The sequence below is a fragment of the Arthrobacter sp. 135MFCol5.1 genome (genome assembly GCF_000374865.1).
In the GTDB taxonomy this organism is placed as follows: domain Bacteria; phylum Actinomycetota; class Actinomycetes; order Actinomycetales; family Micrococcaceae; genus Arthrobacter.
This window is the reverse complement of sequence record NZ_KB895452.1, coordinates 659,191-673,896: the sequence shown is the minus strand read 5'-3', so window position 1 is coordinate 673,896 and position 14,706 is coordinate 659,191. Positions and strand designations below refer to the sequence as shown.

The window sequence follows — 14,706 nt, the reverse complement described above, 5'->3', positions numbered from 1 at the left end:
TTTCCGGACCTTTGTGACGTAAATCGGGGGCACCCTACAGTCGTTGCATGACTGATACAGCTCTAGCCGGAGCGTCTGCGGACTCCGCTGCCCCCAAGCGCCCCGCACGCCCGTCCCGACCCGCCGCGAAGCCGCACGGCCAGTGGAAGGTGGACGGCAAGACGCCGCTGAATGCCAACGAAACCTGGAAGCAGGAAGACGACGGCCTGAACGTCCGCGAGCGTATCGAGACCATCTACGCCAAGGAAGGCTTCGACGCCATCCCGAGCCAGGACCTGCACGGCCGGTTCCGCTGGTGGGGCCTGTACACCCAGCGCAAGCCCGGGATCGACGGCGGCAAGACCGCCACGCTCGAGCCGCACGAGCTTGAGGACAAGTACTTCATGCTCCGCGTGCGGATCGACGGCGGCGCGCTCAGCACCGAGCAGCTGCGCGTTATCGGCCGGATCTCGGTGGACTTCGCCCGCGACTCCGCCGACCTGACGGACCGCCAAAACATCCAGCTGCACTGGATCCGGGTGGAGGACATCCCCGAGATCTGGAACCGCCTGGAATCCGTGGGCCTGTCCACCACCGAAGCCTGCGGTGACGTTCCCCGCGTCATCCTGGGCTCGCCCGTGGCCGGCATCGCCAAGGACGAGATCATCGACCCCACCCCGCTCATCGCCGAGCTGGGAGAGCGGTTCATCGGTAACCCGCTGCTGTCCAACCTGCCGCGCAAGTACAAGACCGCCATTACCGGCCACCCCAGCCAGGACGTGGTGCACGAGATCAACGACTTCGCGCTCGTGGGCGTCGAGCACCCCGAACTCGGCATCGGCTACGACCTGTGGGCCGGCGGCGCCTTGTCCACCAACCCCATGCTGGGCAAGCGCCTGGGCGCCTTCGTGAAGCCGGAGCAGGCCGCCGACGTGTGGCTCGGCGTCACCAGCATCTTCCGCGACTACGGGTACCGCCGCATGCGCACCAAGGCCCGCCTGAAGTTCCTGATGGCCGACTGGGGGCCGGAGAAGTTCCGCCAGATCCTCGAGGACGAATACCTCGGCTACAAGCTGGCGGACGGTCCCGCCGGCCCCAAGCCCGCCACCCCGGGCGACCACGTGGGCGTGCACGAGCAGAAGGACGGCAAATTCTTCATCGGCGCCACGCCGCTGGCCGGCCGGCTCTCCGGCTCCGCGTTGGTCAAGCTCGCCGACACCCTGGAGGCACGCGGCTCCTACCGGCTGCGCACCACCCCGCACCAGAAGCTCGTGGTCCTGGACGTCGACAAGGACCAGGTGGAGCCGCTGGTAGCCGAACTGGACGCCCTGGGCCTCTCTGCACGGCCGTCGGTGTTCCGCCGCGGCACCATCGCCTGCACCGGCATCGAATACTGCAAGCTGGCCATCGTTGAAACCAAGATGACGGCCGCCACCGCCGTGGCCGAACTGGAACGCCGCCTGGCCGACCTCGCCGAATCAGGCCAGCTGCCGCAGGCACTGTCCCTGCACATCAACGGCTGCCCCAACTCCTGCGCCCGGATCCAGACGGCGGACATCGGCCTCAAGGGCATGATGCTGCCAACGCCCGACGGCGAGCCCTCCCCGGGTTTCCAGGTCCACCTTGGCGGCGGCCTGGCTAACAACACCCGCGAGGAAGCCGGCCTGGGCCGGACCGTCCGCGGCCTGAAAGTGTACGTCGACGACCTGCCCGATTACGTGGAGCGCGTGGTGCGCCGGTTCGTCGCCGACCGCACCGAAGGCCAGACCTTCGCCGAATGGGCCCACGCAGCAGACGAGGAGGCACTCCAGTAATGGCAAAACACCTGGCACCCGCACCCGCCAAGCGTCCGGTCGAGGAGCTCAAGGCACTGGCTGAAGCCGGCGCCGCGGAACTCGGCTGGGACGCCCCCGCCCGCGACGTCATCGCCTGGGTGGAACGCAACTTCGACCTGCCCGCCGTCGCCGTCGCCTGCTCCATGGCCGACGCCGTCCTGCCGGCCTTGGTCGCGGACCAGATGCCCGGCGTCGACGTCCTGTTCCTGGAGACCGGCTACCACTTCCCGGAAACCTATGCCACGCGTGACGAGGTGGCCGCAAACCTCCGCGTCAACGTGGTGGACGTGCTCCCCGAAAACACCGTGGAGCAGCAGGACCGGCTCCTGGGCAAGGACCTCTTCGCCCGCGACGCCGCCCAGTGCTGCGCCCTCCGCAAGGTGGCTCCGCTGCAGCGCACCCTGGCCGGCTACGAGCTGTGGTTCACCGGGGTCCGCCGCGACGAAGCCCCCACCCGCACCAACACGCCCCTGATCGGCTGGGACGAGAAGAACGGCCTGGTCAAGGTCAACCCGATGGCCGCCTGGACGTTCGACCAGCTGGTCCAGTACTCCGACGACAACCTCCTGCCCGTCAACCCGCTGCTTTCCCAGGGCTACCCCTCCATCGGCTGCCAGCCCTGCACCCGCAAGGTGGCACCCGGCGAGGACCCCCGCGCCGGCCGCTGGGCAGGAACCGACAAGACAGAATGCGGACTACACGTATGAGCACTTCACTTACCGAGGAGACCCAGGTGACTGACGCCGCCGTATCCACGCGCCTGTCCAGCCTGGACACCCTGGAGTCCGAAGCCATCCACATCATCCGCGAGGTTGTTGCCGAGTTCGAGAAGCCTGCGCTGCTGTTCTCCGGCGGCAAGGACTCCGTGGTGATGCTGCACCTGGCCACCAAGGCGTTCTGGCCCGGCAAGGTGCCGTTCCCCGTGCTGCACGTGGACACCGGCCACAACTTCCCCGAGGTCATCGACTTCCGCGACCGCACCGTGGAGCGGCTCGGCCTGAAACTCGTGGTCGGCTCCGTCCAGGAGTTCATCGACCGCGGCGAGCTGGCCGAGCGCGCCGACGGCACCCGCAACCCGCTGCAGACCGTCCCGCTGCTGGACGCGATCCAGCAGAACAAGTTCGACGCCGTCTTCGGTGGCGGCCGCCGCGACGAGGACAAGGCCCGCGCCAAGGAGCGGATCCTGAGCCTCCGCGACGAGTTCGGCCAGTGGGACCCGCGCAACCAGCGCCCCGAGCTGTGGAACCTCTACAACGGCCGACACACCGTGGGCCAGCACGTCCGGGCCTTCCCCATCAGCAACTGGACCGAGCTGGACATCTGGCGGTACATCGAGCGCGAGAACATCGAGCTGCCCGGCCTGTACTACGCCCACGAGCGCGAGGTCTTCGCCCGTGACGGCATGTGGCGGGCAGTCGGCGAGGTCTCCCAGCCCCGCCCCGATGAGGACGTCATTACCAAGACCGTCCGCTACCGGACCGTCGGGGACATGTCCTGCACCGGTGCCGTGGAATCGAACGCCTACACGGTGTCCGACGTCGTGGTGGAAGTCGCCGCCTCCACCCTCACCGAACGTGGCGCCACCCGCGCAGATGACCGCATCTCCGAGGCCGCCATGGAAGACCGCAAGAAGGACGGGTACTTCTAATGACCACCGAAGCAGTTCTCCCGGCAGACCTGGAAACGGCCCTGCCCACCACCCTCTTCCGGTTCGCCACGGCAGGATCGGTCGACGACGGCAAGTCCACCTTGGTGGGCCGCCTCCTGCACGATTCCAAGGCGATCCTGGCTGACCAGCTCGACGCCGTCGCCCGCACCTCAGCGGACCGCGGCTTTGGCGGCGACAAGGGCGGCATCGACCTGGCCCTGCTGACCGACGGCCTGCGTGCCGAGCGCGAACAGGGCATCACCATCGACGTGGCCTACCGCTACTTCGCCACCGACCAGCGCAGCTTCATCCTGGCTGACTGCCCCGGGCACGTGCAGTACACCAAGAACACGGTGACCGGCGCGTCCACCGCGGATGCCGTCGTCGTCCTCATCGACGCCCGCAAGGGCGTGCTGGAGCAGACCCGCCGGCACCTGTCCGTGCTGCAGCTGCTCCGCGTGGCGCACGTGATCGTGGCCGTGAACAAGATCGACCTGGTGGACTTCAGCGAATCCGTCTTCCGCGGGATCGAAGCCGATGTGCAGCAGGTGGGCCGCGAACTGGGCCTCGGCTCGGACGGCATCAGCGACCTGTTGGTCATCCCGGTTTCGGCGCTCGACGGCGACAACGTGGTGGACCGCTCCGAGCGCACCCCCTGGTACACAGGCCCCGCCCTGCTCGAGGTCCTCGAAACCCTCCCCGCCGCCGATGAGCTCGAGAGCCACCTGGAAAGCTTCCGCTTCCCCGTGCAACTGGTGATCCGGCCGCAGGGCGCCCTGGCTCCGGATGCCGTCGCCGCCGGCCTGGACGCGGAGGCCTACCGCGACTACCGCGCCTACGCCGGCCAGATCACCGAAGGCTCGGTCAAGGTGGGAGACAAGGTTTCCGTACTGACGCCGGGCCAGTCTCCGCGCACCACCACCGTGGCGGGCATCGACTTCGCCGGCGCTTCGCTGCAGGAAGCCGCCGCACCGCAGTCTGTGGCCATCCGGCTGGCGGACGAGTTCGACGTCGCCCGCGGTGACACCATCGCCGCCGCAGGAACCGTCCGCGAAGCCTCCGCCGACCTGTACGCCGCCCTCTGCTGGCTGTCACCGAAGCCGCTGCGCGAAGGCCAGAAGGTGCTGGTCAAGCACGGCACCCGTACGGTGCAGGCGATGGTCCGCAACGTCTCCGGCAAACTGGACCTGGCCACCTTCAAGCTGGAGGCCGCCTCCAACCTGGAGCTCAACGACATCGGCCACGCGCAGCTCCGGCTCGCCGCCCCGTTGCCGCTGGAGAACTACCTGCACCACCGCCGCACCGGAGCGTTCCTGGTCATCGACCCGCTGGACGGCAACACACTGGCCGCCGGCCTGGTCAAGGACCACCCGGGCGACCACGAAGACGAGCGCTACAGCATCTAGTCCTCCTTCGATTCGCCGGAAAACTGCGGGCTCGCCGTTCCTGAACAGCGAGCCCGCAGGTTTCCGGCGTTTTCGCGTTCATGCGGCAATCCGCACGTTAACCGCAAAATGTGCCCGCCGGATCTTTCGGGACTAAGTGTGGCATGGGAAGCTCAGGCATTGTTTGCTCGATGCCCGCGGTTCCGAGCCCGGGCCATTCGTTCGGGAGGCGCGATGCCAACCATCCACCGGTGGCGGACCACAGCGGTACTGGCATGTGCCCGGGATGCCCGGGAGTGGCGGATCACCCGGCGGCAGGCAGTAACGCTCGCCCTGATCCCCGGCGGTATTTCGGCGGCGGCTGCGGCCACGGTCGTATACCCCCCGCTGTACATCTGGCTCCTCGCCGAGGACTCGCTGGTGGAGTGGCTGCAGTTCCTCAGCCTCCTGGCGGCGGCGATCTTCCTGACGTTCATCGCCGCCCGGCTCCCGGCGTCCGGACAGAGGGGCATGGCTGTTGTTTACGGACTGGTCGGCGCCGCGGCATGGTTCCTCGCGGGCGAGGAAATTTCCTGGGGACAGCGCATCTTTGGCTGGCAGACTCCCGAATCCATGGAGCAGATCAACCGGCAGGGTGAAACCACGCTGCACAACATCCGAGGCGTGCAGGAACTGGTCCCGGCAGCCATGCTCCTGGCCAGCCTGTACGGCGCGTGCGCCCCTCTGGTGTGGGCGGCGGTCCGGGCACGTTGGAAGCAGGCCGCGTCCCTGCACTTACTCATCCCGCCCCTGGGCCTGGTGCCGGCCTTTGGGCTTGCCGCGGCGTACCGCCTCTTCCGCCTGTTGGTGTGGCCGGCGGCCGATTACGGAATTTCTGAGTATTCCGAAGTGATGGAGTTCTGCCTGTACCTGGGACTGGCCTTGTTTTGCTGGCTCAACGTGCGCCGCCTGCTCCACCACCGGGTGAGCGTGGCAGGACCCCGCCACCGCGGTGGCGCACATGCCGTGGCAGTTGGTCAACGCCGCAGCGCCTGAATTTGTGAAACCGGGCCCCGGGGCGGCCTAATGTGACGCTACATGAACGTGCGTGACCCCCCGTTTCCGCGTCATTGAACGGGTTTGGGCCACTCCCTATGGTGAAACAATGACTAGTTCCAAGCCCGGGATGACCCGCATCGTGGCAGGCGAAAGCGCGGTTCCCAAGCGCAAGCGTGCCATCGAAGCTGCCCTGGCCATCGGGCTGGTCTTCCTGATCGCCGTCGGAGCCATTGTGGCCTCGAACGTCTCCCGCAACACCGAAGCCCAGGCCGCAGAGCCCAGCCCCGCGGCCGAGCTGAAACTGGGCTATTTCGGCAACGTCACGCACGCCCCGGCCCTGGTGGGCGTCAAAAAAGGATTCCTCCAGCAGGCCCTTGGCAGCACCAAGCTCAGCACCCAGACGTTCAACGCCGGACCGGCCGCCATCGAAGCCCTGAACGCCGGTGCCATCGATGCCGCCTACATCGGCCCCAACCCGGCCATCAACTCGTTCGCCAAGAGCCAGGGCGAGTCCGTCCGGGTGATTGCCGGGGCGGCGGCGGGCGGTGCCCAGCTGGTGGTCAAGCCGGAGATCAACTCCGCCGCAGACCTCAAGGGCAAGACCCTCGCATCGCCCCAGCTGGGCGGAACCCAGGACGTCGCGCTCCGCGCCTGGCTTTCGAAGCAGGGCTACAAGACCAACGTGGATGGCAGTGGCGACGTCGCCATCAACCCCACCGAGAACGCCCAGACCCTCAAGCTGTTCCAGGACGGAAAGCTCGACGGCGCGTGGCTGCCGGAGCCCTGGGCCTCCCGCCTGGTGCTCCAGGCCGGCGCCAAGGTGCTGGTGGATGAAAAGGAGCTGTGGGACGGCACCGGGACTGGCAAGCCGGGTGAGTTTCCCACCACCATTCTGATCGTGAACCAGAAGTTCGCGGCGGACCACCCGGATACCGTCAAGGCGCTGCTGACAGGCAACGCCGAATCCGTGGCCTGGCTCAACTCCGCGTCTGCTGACGAGAAGGCGAACCTCATCAACGCCGCACTGCAGGAATCCGCCGGGGCAGCATTGCCCACCGATGTCCTTACCAGGTCGCTGGCAAACATCACCTTCACCCTTGACCCGCTGGCCGGCAGCTACCCCAAGCTCCTGCAGGACGGCGTGGATGCGGGAACCACCAAGAAGGCCGACATCAACGGGCTCTTCGACCTCCGTGCGCTCAACCAGGTCACCGGTGGCGCCGACAAGATCTCCGCGGCCGGCCTCGGCCAGGACTGACCCACCCACTACCTAAGGACGGCACCATGCCAGTCGTACTGGAAAACCTGGGCAAACGCTTCGGCGACGGCGCCCCGGTACTGGACGACGTCAACGCCAACATCAAGCAGGGCGAGTTCGTTGCCCTCCTCGGTGCCTCCGGCTGCGGCAAGTCCACCCTCCTGAACATCATCGCGGGACTGGAAGCGCCGACGTCGGGAGCCCTGGAAGTGCCCAGCGACGGCGCCGCCTTCATGTTCCAGGACGCCGCGCTGTTCCCGTGGCTCACGGCCCGGGAAAATATCGAACTGGCCCTGAAGCTCAGGGGAGCGGGCAAAACCGAGCGCCGCACCAAGGCCCAGGAACTCCTGGAACTGGTGCACCTCGGCTCTGCCGGGGACAAGCGTCCGCACGAACTCTCCGGCGGCATGCGGCAGCGAGTATCACTGGCCCGCTCGCTGGCGCAGGACCGGCAACTGCTGCTCATGGACGAGCCCTTCGCCGCGTTGGACGCCATTACCCGTGACCTGCTGCACGATGAGCTGGAACGGATTTGGAAGGAAACCGGACGCACCATCGTGTTCGTCACCCACAACGTCCGCGAGGCCGTCCGGCTGGGACAGCGCGTCCTGCTCCTGTCCTCCCGTCCCGGACGGGTGGTCCAGGAATGGTCCGTCACCGAGGAACACCGAACCGACGCCGGGCTCGCCGGCCAGCTGACCGGGGTCATCACGGCCCGGCTGCGGGAGGAGATTCGCCGCCATGCCAAGTAACCCACCCCTGGTTGAGGAAGAGCCGGTGGTTGAGCCTGTCGAAGCCACGGCCGCTGAAACCCGTCACGTCCACGCCGCCCTGACCAGGACCTCCACTGGCAAAGAGGACCTCCGGGAGCTGGAGTCCGGCCTGGATTCCCTGCAGTCCGACGCCGACCGGAAACACCGGATCGACTGGACCCGGATCCTCCTGCCCGTGGCCGCCCTGGTGGTCCTGGTGCTGGTCTGGCAGTTCTACGTCTCGTTGGGCGTCAAGCGCCGCGACCTGGTGCCGGGTCCGCTGGACGTCCTCGGCCAGCTGGGCGTCCTCTGGAGCGACGGCAAGCTGCAGGAGTCCGTCTGCACGTCACTGCAGCGGGGCGTGGTGGGCTTCCTCATCTCGGTGGCCATCGCCACGCCGGTGGGGCTGCTCCTGGCCCAGGTGGCGCCTCTGCGGCGCGCCTTCGGCCCGCTGATCTCCGGCCTGCAGGTCCTGCCCTCGGTGGCCTGGGTCCCCGCGGCCATCATCTGGTTCGGCCTCACCGACGCCACTGTCTACTTCGTGGTGTTCATGGGAGCCATCCCCTCCATCATCAACGGGCTCATCTCCGGCGTGGACCAGATCCCGCCGCAGTACCGCAGGGTGGGCACGGTGCTGGGTGCGTCCCGGCTCCAGATGGCGCTGCAGATTGTCCTTCCGGCCGCGCTGCCGGGGTACCTGGGCGGCCTGAAGCAGGGCTGGGCCTTCTCCTGGCGGTCCCTCATGGCCGCCGAAATCATTGCGGTGGGCGGCACCATCGGCTTTGGCCTGGGTTCGCTGCTGGACCAGGGCCGGACCCTCTCGGACATGGCCGTGGTCATGGCTGCCATCCTCCTGATCCTGGCGGTGGGCATCCTGATTGAGCTGCTGGTCTTCGGCCCCATCGAGAAGCGGCTCCTCCGCAGCCGGGGCCTCCTGTCCGGCAGTACCCGCTAGCCCACGCCGGCACCCAACCCTGCAGAGAGCCCGACGGCGAGTCCCGCCGTCGGGCTTTCTGCTGTCCTGCCCACTCGAATTGGGAACAGGTGGCAGACTGGCGCCATGACAGCCAGCTTCGTTTGCCGCACCGAGTCCTCGCTCCCCGTGGAGCAGCTCTTCGACCGGGCACGCAGCATCGACCTGCACGTGGACTCGCAGCGGGCATCCGGGGAGCGGGCGGTGGGCGGCGTAATCAGCGGGCTGATCGGGCACGGCCAGGAGGTCACCTGGCGGGCACGGCACCTCGGCGTCCCGCTCACCATGACCAGCCGCATTACCCATCTGGATTACCCGCGCAGCTTCACCGACGAACAGTTGAGGGGCCCCCTCAAAGCCTTCCGGCATGTCCATGACTTCGCGCCCACCGCCACGGGAAGCGTGATGACGGACCGGGTGGAGTTCACCGCCCCGCTCGGGGCCCTGGGTACCGCCGTCGAACGGCTTGTCCTGGCCCGCTACCTGGAGCGCCTGATCATCCGCAGGGGCCGGTTCCTCGCCGGGCGGCCCTAGGAATCGTTTGTGACGCAGCATTACCTTGCGTGAACTGGTGTTGCTCGGTCTTTGTTGGCGAATGTGACGCGGCCCTACCGTTGATCCATGGCAATTCAGGACATATACCCCACGGCGCTGCGGCTGCTCGGCCGCCCCGTGCTGGTGGTGGGCGGCGGCCCCGTTGCCGCACGCCGCGCCAAAGGCCTGCTCGACGCCGGTGCAGTGGTCACGGTCGTGGCCCCGGTTGCCTCGCCCGCGCTGAAGGAGATGGCCGACGCCGGCCTGCTCACCTGGGAAGCGCGGCCCTACCATTCCAGCGACGTCGACGGCGCGTGGTTCGCCCAGACCGCCACCGGCGACCCGGAGGTGGATGCCCAGGTATCGGCCGACGCCGAGGCGCAGCGGGTTTGGTGCGTCAATGCCTCCAACCACGAAGCCTCCGCCGCCTGGACGCCCGCCGTCGCCGAGGTGGATGACGTCAAGATCGCCGTGAACGCCGGGGGAGACCCGCGCCGCGCCATGGCCGTCCGCGACGCCGTCGCCACCGCCCTCGAAACCGGCGACCTCCCGCTGCGCCGCCGCCGCGCACACCGGGGAACCGTTGCATTGGTTGGTGGCGGCCCCGGCGATACCGGCCTCATCACGGTCCGCGGCCGCCGGCTCCTGGGGCAGGCCGACGTCGTCGTGGCTGACCGCCTGGGCCCCCGCGGCCTCCTGAACGAACTGGCTCCGGACGTCCGCGTCATCGAAGTGGGCAAGACCCCCGGCCACCACCCGGTGCCGCAGGCGGAGATCAACCGGATCCTGGTCGAAGAAGCGCTGAAGGGCCACCGCGTGGTCCGGCTCAAGGGCGGGGACCCCTACGTGCTGGGCCGCGGCGGCGAGGAAGCCGAATACTGCCGCCAGCACGGTGTGGAGGTTGAAGTGGTTTCCGGCGTTACATCGGCCATCTCCGTCCCGGCCGCCGCAGGCATCCCCGTGACGCACCGCGGCTTGGCCAAGGGCTTCAGCGTGGTGACCGGACACGAGGAACTCTCCGAGGTTCCCGCCCGCCCGGACCACACCATCGTCCTGCTCATGGGCGTCGGCCAGCTCCGGGAATCCGCGTCCGCGCTGGGCGAAGCGGGCATGCCGGCGGACACCCCTGTTGGTATCGTGGAAAACGGCTACCTGCCGGACCAGCGCGTCACCATCGGCACGCTCGGTTCCATCGCGGACCAGGCCGACGCCGCCGGTGTTGCCAACCCCGCCGTGATCGTCATCGGTGACGTGGTGCGCGTGAGCCCGTTCGCTCCGCCGCACTTCAAAACCGCCGACTACGGCACCACCACCCCGAACAGCCCCCGCAAGACCGTCCTCACCACCTAGCCCCACCCAACTGACTGGCAGTTGTTGTCGTTCTGAGCCGTCAAAACGGCAACGAATGCGAGCCAGTTGGGCCGGAACGAAGAAAAGGAACACAGCCGTGTCATCCAGCACCACCGTAGGAACTGCTGCGCGTCCGCTGCGCGTCGCCGTCGTTGGCTCCGGCCCGGCCGGCGTCTACGCCGCTGACATCCTCACCAAGAGCGAGGCCGTCAAGAGCGGCGAGCTGACCGTCAGCATCGACCTCTTCGACCGCTACCCGGCGCCCTACGGCCTGATCCGCTACGGCGTGGCCCCGGACCACCCCCGCATCAAGGGCATCGTCAACGCCCTGCACAAGGTTCTGGACCGCGGCGACATCCGCTTCTTCGGCAACGTGGACTACGGCACGGACCTCACCATCGAGGACCTGCGCACCCACTACGACGCCGTCATCTTCGCCACCGGCGCCATCAAGGACGCGGACCTGAACATCCCCGGCATCGAGCTGGACGGCTCCTACGGCGGCGCCGACTTCGTCTCCTGGTACGACGGACACCCGGACGTCCCCCGTGAATGGCCGCTCGAGGCCAAGGAGATCGCCGTGATCGGCAACGGCAACGTGGCGCTGGACGTGGCCCGCGTCCTGTCCAAGCACGCCGACGACCTCCTTGTTTCCGAAATCCCGGACAACGTCTACGCCGGCCTGAAGGCTTCCCCGGTCACGGACGTCCATGTCTTCGGCCGCCGCGGGCCTGCCCAGGTCAAGTTCACCCCGCTGGAGCTCCGCGAGCTGTCCCACTCCAAGGACGTGGACATCATCCTGTACCCGGAGGACTTCGAGTTCGACGAGGAATCGGACCGCCAGATCCAGACGAACAACCAGACCAAGACCATGGTGGGCACGCTCACCAACTGGATCGCAGAGCAGCCCGAAGACCTCTCCGAGCTCACGGCTTCCCGCCGCCTGCACCTGCACTTCCTGCACAGCCCGGTGGAGATCTACGACGACGCCGAAGCTCCGGGCAAAGTGGCCGGCATCAAGTTCGAGCGCACCGAGCTGGACGGCACGGGCAACGCCCGCGGCACCGGCGAGTACGTGGACTACCCGGTCCAGGCCGTGTACCGCGCCATCGGCTACTTCGGTTCCGCCCTGCCCGAGATCGAGTTCGACCACAAGCGGGGCGTCATCCCGAACGACGGCGGCCGCGTCCTGGACGCCGAAGGCAACCATGTGCCGGGTATCTACGCCACCGGCTGGATCAAGCGTGGCCCCGTCGGCTTGATCGGGCACACCAAGGGCGACGCCCTGGAAACCGTGACCTACTTGCTGGAAGACCGCGAAAACCTCCCGGTCGCCTCCGCGCCTGCTGAAGACGCCGTCGTCGAGCTCCTCGATGCCCGCGGCGTGAAGTTCACGTCCTGGGAAGGCTGGCTGGCCCTGGACGCCCACGAACTCGCGCTTGGCGCGGCCGCCACCGAGGCCGGCGGCTCGCACGGCGTCGAGGTCAAGCGTGAGCGCATCAAGGTGGTCCCGCGCGAGGACATGGTGTCCATTTCCCGTGATGGCGTGTCCGCCCAGGTCTAGGATCCTGTTGCTGCAGGAGCCGCGGAACCACCGTTCCGCGGCTCCCGCCATTTAACCCTGCTGCGCTATTTTCCCGCGCCGCCGATGGCCATGAGCTCGAGCCGGCGAAGGGTCTCGCGGTTCCGGGCGGAGATGACAGGATCCCGGAGGAATTTCGGCATCAGCTTTCCCGGCCCGCGGATGGCGTCCTCGGCAATGGTCACCAGGCATTCGCCGCCGCGGTCCTCCAGCCTGATGTCCACCTTGGCCTCGCCCACGGGCCAGCCGCGCGCCACGAGTTCCAGGGAGCGGCCGGGATCCACCGCGGTGACACGGCTGCTGTCGTTGAGCACCAGCGGCCACGCTCCTACGGAGTGGTGGAGCCGGGCTCCGGGCCCCGGCCATTCGGGATCCACATCCCTGATCCGGGAGGCGCCCACCACCCAGCCGGAATACAGCCAGCCGTCGGCGATGACCCGCCAGACGTCGGCAGCGGGGCACGTGAACAGCTGCGAGACAGTGGACATGGGGTTCCTTCTCTCTTCATGGGCAAAAGGCGGTGCTACATGCGGCCGAACCGGGCCCGGATCATCGCGAAAATCCCGTAGGCGATGAAGCCAGCGCCAATGGCCACCAGCAGGGTGGGGCCGAACGGGTGGTCCTGGAGGGCCTTGAGGCTGCCGTCCAGTCCGGTGGATTCATCGGGCCGGTGCCGGGCTGCCGCGATCACGAACAGCAGGCCGGTAAGGACCAGGGCGATGCCCTTGGCCACATGGCCCGTGACGCCCAGGCTGTCGATCAGCCGACCCCGCCGGGTGCCGTCAAAGTGGAACAGCTCCTCCTTGAACCCGCGCCGGAGGCCCTTGACGATGAAGTAGATCCCAATGCCGAGGATGGTCAGGCCCAGGGCCACGAGGACCCAGGGCCCTGCGGGGTGCGCCATCACGCCGGAACTGAAATCCCTGGTGTTGTCGCCCGAGTCGCTGGGCTGCCCAACGGCGAATCCGGCAAAGCTGAGGCCCACGCTGCCGTACGCGATGGCAAGGAAACCCGACGACACCAGTTTGGCCAGCCGTTCCTTCCGGGGCAGGCTCCGGGCACGGAGGGTCGCTTCGCTGGCCTGCCAGAGAGCCAAGGCCAGGCAGGCCACCACGCACCCCCACATGACGACGGTGCCGAAGGGGTTGTCCGCCAGCCGGGCGATGGCCCCGGTTGGCTCGGCGTCCCCTTGGTGGCCGAAGCCGATGGCGATCGCGATGGCACCCACGATCACATGCAGCAGCGCCATGACGGCGAATCCCGCGCGGGCCAGGACATCGAGGACCTTGTGGTTGGACGCGTCTTCGACCGCGTCCGCTGCCTGGCTGAGGGTGGAATCGCCGTCGGACATGCCCTAGCCGTTCATGGGCCCTTCGGCCCGCATGTTCTCGGCTCCGGGGCCCTCAACATGGACAGTGCAGCGGACCACCAGTTGGCCGGGGGCGTTGTCCAGTTCCACCAGTGAATCGTGCCCGCTGAGGACGGTGAACACTTCGGAACCGGCGAGGACACTGACGCCCTTGGCCTTGGCCGTTTCCCGGGCGTTCCCCAATGCCTGGCGCTCCAGCGCATCCACATAGCCGCTGTCACTTTCCCGGGCGGGGTTCCCGAAGGCCCAGCCGAACAATGTCCCTGTGTTTCCCATGGCGTTGATATTACGCGGTCGGCGGGGCCGGGGGCCGGGCTTTCGTATTATTAGTAAGTGTGCTTAGTATGAGCAGACCATACCTTGATTAGGACACGGCATGCGACACCCGCGGAGGGCAGCACGCCGGAACCCGTTCACAACGTTAGGAATGCACATCATGGCAGGAAATCTCTTAGCGCGTTCAGTTCACGACCTGACGGCGGCAGCATGGTTCGGCGGATCGCTGATGGGCGCCATCGGCCTGAACGGGGCGGCCGCGCAGGCCAAGGATCCCGCCGAACGCACCCGGCTTTCCAGCGCCGGCTGGATGCGGTGGGCGCCGGTCCAGACCGCGGCGTTCGCCGCGCACCTGGCGGCAGACCTCGCCATCGCCTGGGAAAACAAGGGCCGGATCGCCAAGCAGGACGGCGTGGCACGCGACACCGCCATCAAGACCGTCGTGACCCTTGCGGGCGCCGGGGTGACCCTGTACTCGGGCATCCTGGGCAAGAAAGTGGACAAGCTTGCCGATGAGGGGGCCAAGGGAGCCACCGAGCCGCAGCCGGCGGCATCGGACGAGCTGAAGTCCGCCCAGCAGCAGCTCAAGCTCCTGCAGTGGGCCATCCCCGGATTCGCCGCGCTGGTGATCATCCTGGGCGCCAAGCACGGCGAGATGCAGCGCCCCACGAACGTCCTCGCAGGCCTGCGCCGGAGCTGATTCACCGGCAGGCGCAGGACGGACGAC

At 67.8% G+C, this 14,706-nt stretch carries 15 protein-coding genes; 12 read left to right on the top strand and 3 right to left on the bottom strand.

The features are described 5' to 3' along the window. Positions 1 to 47 precede the first annotated feature (47 nt). The 11 genes from C563_RS0103135 to C563_RS0103085 all read left to right on the top strand — a co-directional run bounded on the left by C563_RS0103135 (position 48) and on the right by C563_RS0103085 (position 12,316). Positions 48 to 1,793, top strand: coding sequence for a nitrite/sulfite reductase (locus C563_RS0103135; protein ID WP_026264326.1), 1,746 nt, complete (start codon positions 48 to 50; stop codon positions 1,791 to 1,793). After that, positions 1,793 to 2,521, top strand: coding sequence for a phosphoadenylyl-sulfate reductase (locus tag C563_RS0103130; protein ID WP_018760575.1), 729 nt, complete (start codon positions 1,793 to 1,795; stop codon positions 2,519 to 2,521). The genes C563_RS0103135 and C563_RS0103130 overlap by 1 nt, the downstream gene beginning before the upstream one ends. Continuing rightward, a complete protein-coding gene (cysD, locus tag C563_RS0103125; RefSeq protein WP_018760574.1) occupies positions 2,518 to 3,462 on the top strand; it encodes a sulfate adenylyltransferase subunit CysD in 945 nt (314 codons plus the stop codon). Before C563_RS0103130 ends, cysD begins: the two co-directional genes overlap by 4 nt. Then, a complete protein-coding gene (locus tag C563_RS0103120) occupies positions 3,462 to 4,868 on the top strand; it encodes a sulfate adenylyltransferase subunit 1 (protein WP_018760573.1) in 1,407 nt (468 codons plus the stop codon). Before cysD ends, C563_RS0103120 begins: the two co-directional genes overlap by 1 nt. Positions 4,869 to 5,081: 213 nt before the next feature. Next, positions 5,082 to 5,882: a hypothetical protein gene (locus C563_RS21820; RefSeq protein WP_018760572.1), complete on the top strand. Its 801-nt coding sequence runs from the start codon at positions 5,082 to 5,084 to the stop codon at positions 5,880 to 5,882. A gap of 130 nt (positions 5,883 to 6,012) precedes the next feature. Continuing rightward, entirely contained in the window at positions 6,013 to 7,143 is a 1,131-nt protein-coding gene (locus C563_RS0103110; protein WP_018760571.1) for an ABC transporter substrate-binding protein, read from the top strand. Positions 7,144 to 7,169: 26 nt separating this feature from the next. Continuing rightward, positions 7,170 to 7,895, top strand: coding sequence for an ABC transporter ATP-binding protein (locus tag C563_RS0103105; protein ID WP_018760570.1), 726 nt, complete (start codon positions 7,170 to 7,172; stop codon positions 7,893 to 7,895). Beyond that, positions 7,885 to 8,850: an ABC transporter permease gene (locus tag C563_RS0103100; RefSeq protein ID WP_026264323.1), complete on the top strand. Its 966-nt coding sequence runs from the start codon at positions 7,885 to 7,887 to the stop codon at positions 8,848 to 8,850. The genes C563_RS0103105 and C563_RS0103100 overlap by 11 nt, the downstream gene beginning before the upstream one ends. Before the next feature lie 105 nt (positions 8,851 to 8,955). Next, positions 8,956 to 9,402: an SRPBCC family protein gene (locus C563_RS0103095; RefSeq protein WP_018760568.1), complete on the top strand. Its 447-nt coding sequence runs from the start codon at positions 8,956 to 8,958 to the stop codon at positions 9,400 to 9,402. Positions 9,403 to 9,489: 87 nt separating this feature from the next. Beyond that, on the top strand, positions 9,490 to 10,752 hold the full coding sequence (gene cobA, locus C563_RS0103090) for a uroporphyrinogen-III C-methyltransferase (RefSeq protein ID WP_018760567.1): 1,263 nt from the start codon (positions 9,490 to 9,492) through the stop codon (positions 10,750 to 10,752). A 97-nt stretch (positions 10,753 to 10,849) separates the two neighbouring features. After that, positions 10,850 to 12,316, top strand: a complete 1,467-nt coding sequence (locus tag C563_RS0103085; RefSeq protein WP_018760566.1) for an FAD-dependent oxidoreductase — start codon at positions 10,850 to 10,852, stop codon at positions 12,314 to 12,316. A gap of 65 nt (positions 12,317 to 12,381) precedes the next feature. On the opposite strand, the gene C563_RS0103080 is transcribed toward C563_RS0103085, so the two are convergent. Genes C563_RS0103080 through C563_RS0103070 form a run of 3 tightly spaced genes read right to left on the bottom strand, consistent with a single transcriptional unit; the run spans position 12,382 to position 13,979 of the window. Next, positions 12,382 to 12,822: an SRPBCC family protein gene (locus tag C563_RS0103080; protein ID WP_018760565.1), complete on the bottom strand. Its 441-nt coding sequence runs from the start codon at positions 12,820 to 12,822 to the stop codon at positions 12,382 to 12,384. Positions 12,823 to 12,857: 35 nt separating this feature from the next. After that, on the bottom strand, positions 12,858 to 13,685 hold the full coding sequence (locus tag C563_RS0103075; RefSeq protein ID WP_018760564.1) for a DUF1206 domain-containing protein: 828 nt from the start codon (positions 13,683 to 13,685) through the stop codon (positions 12,858 to 12,860). Positions 13,686 to 13,688: 3 nt separating this feature from the next. After that, the gene (locus tag C563_RS0103070) at positions 13,689 to 13,979 is read right to left on the bottom strand and encodes a hypothetical protein (RefSeq protein ID WP_026264322.1); all 291 of its coding nucleotides are present in this window, start codon (positions 13,977 to 13,979) and stop codon (positions 13,689 to 13,691) included. Between the two features lie 160 nt (positions 13,980 to 14,139). Between C563_RS0103070 and C563_RS0103065 the strand changes: the two genes are divergently transcribed. Beyond that, positions 14,140 to 14,679 carry a hypothetical protein gene (locus C563_RS0103065; RefSeq protein ID WP_026264321.1) on the top strand — a complete coding sequence of 180 codons (540 nt, stop codon included), beginning with the start codon at positions 14,140 to 14,142 and terminating at the stop codon, positions 14,677 to 14,679. Positions 14,680 to 14,706: the final 27 nt, after the last annotated feature.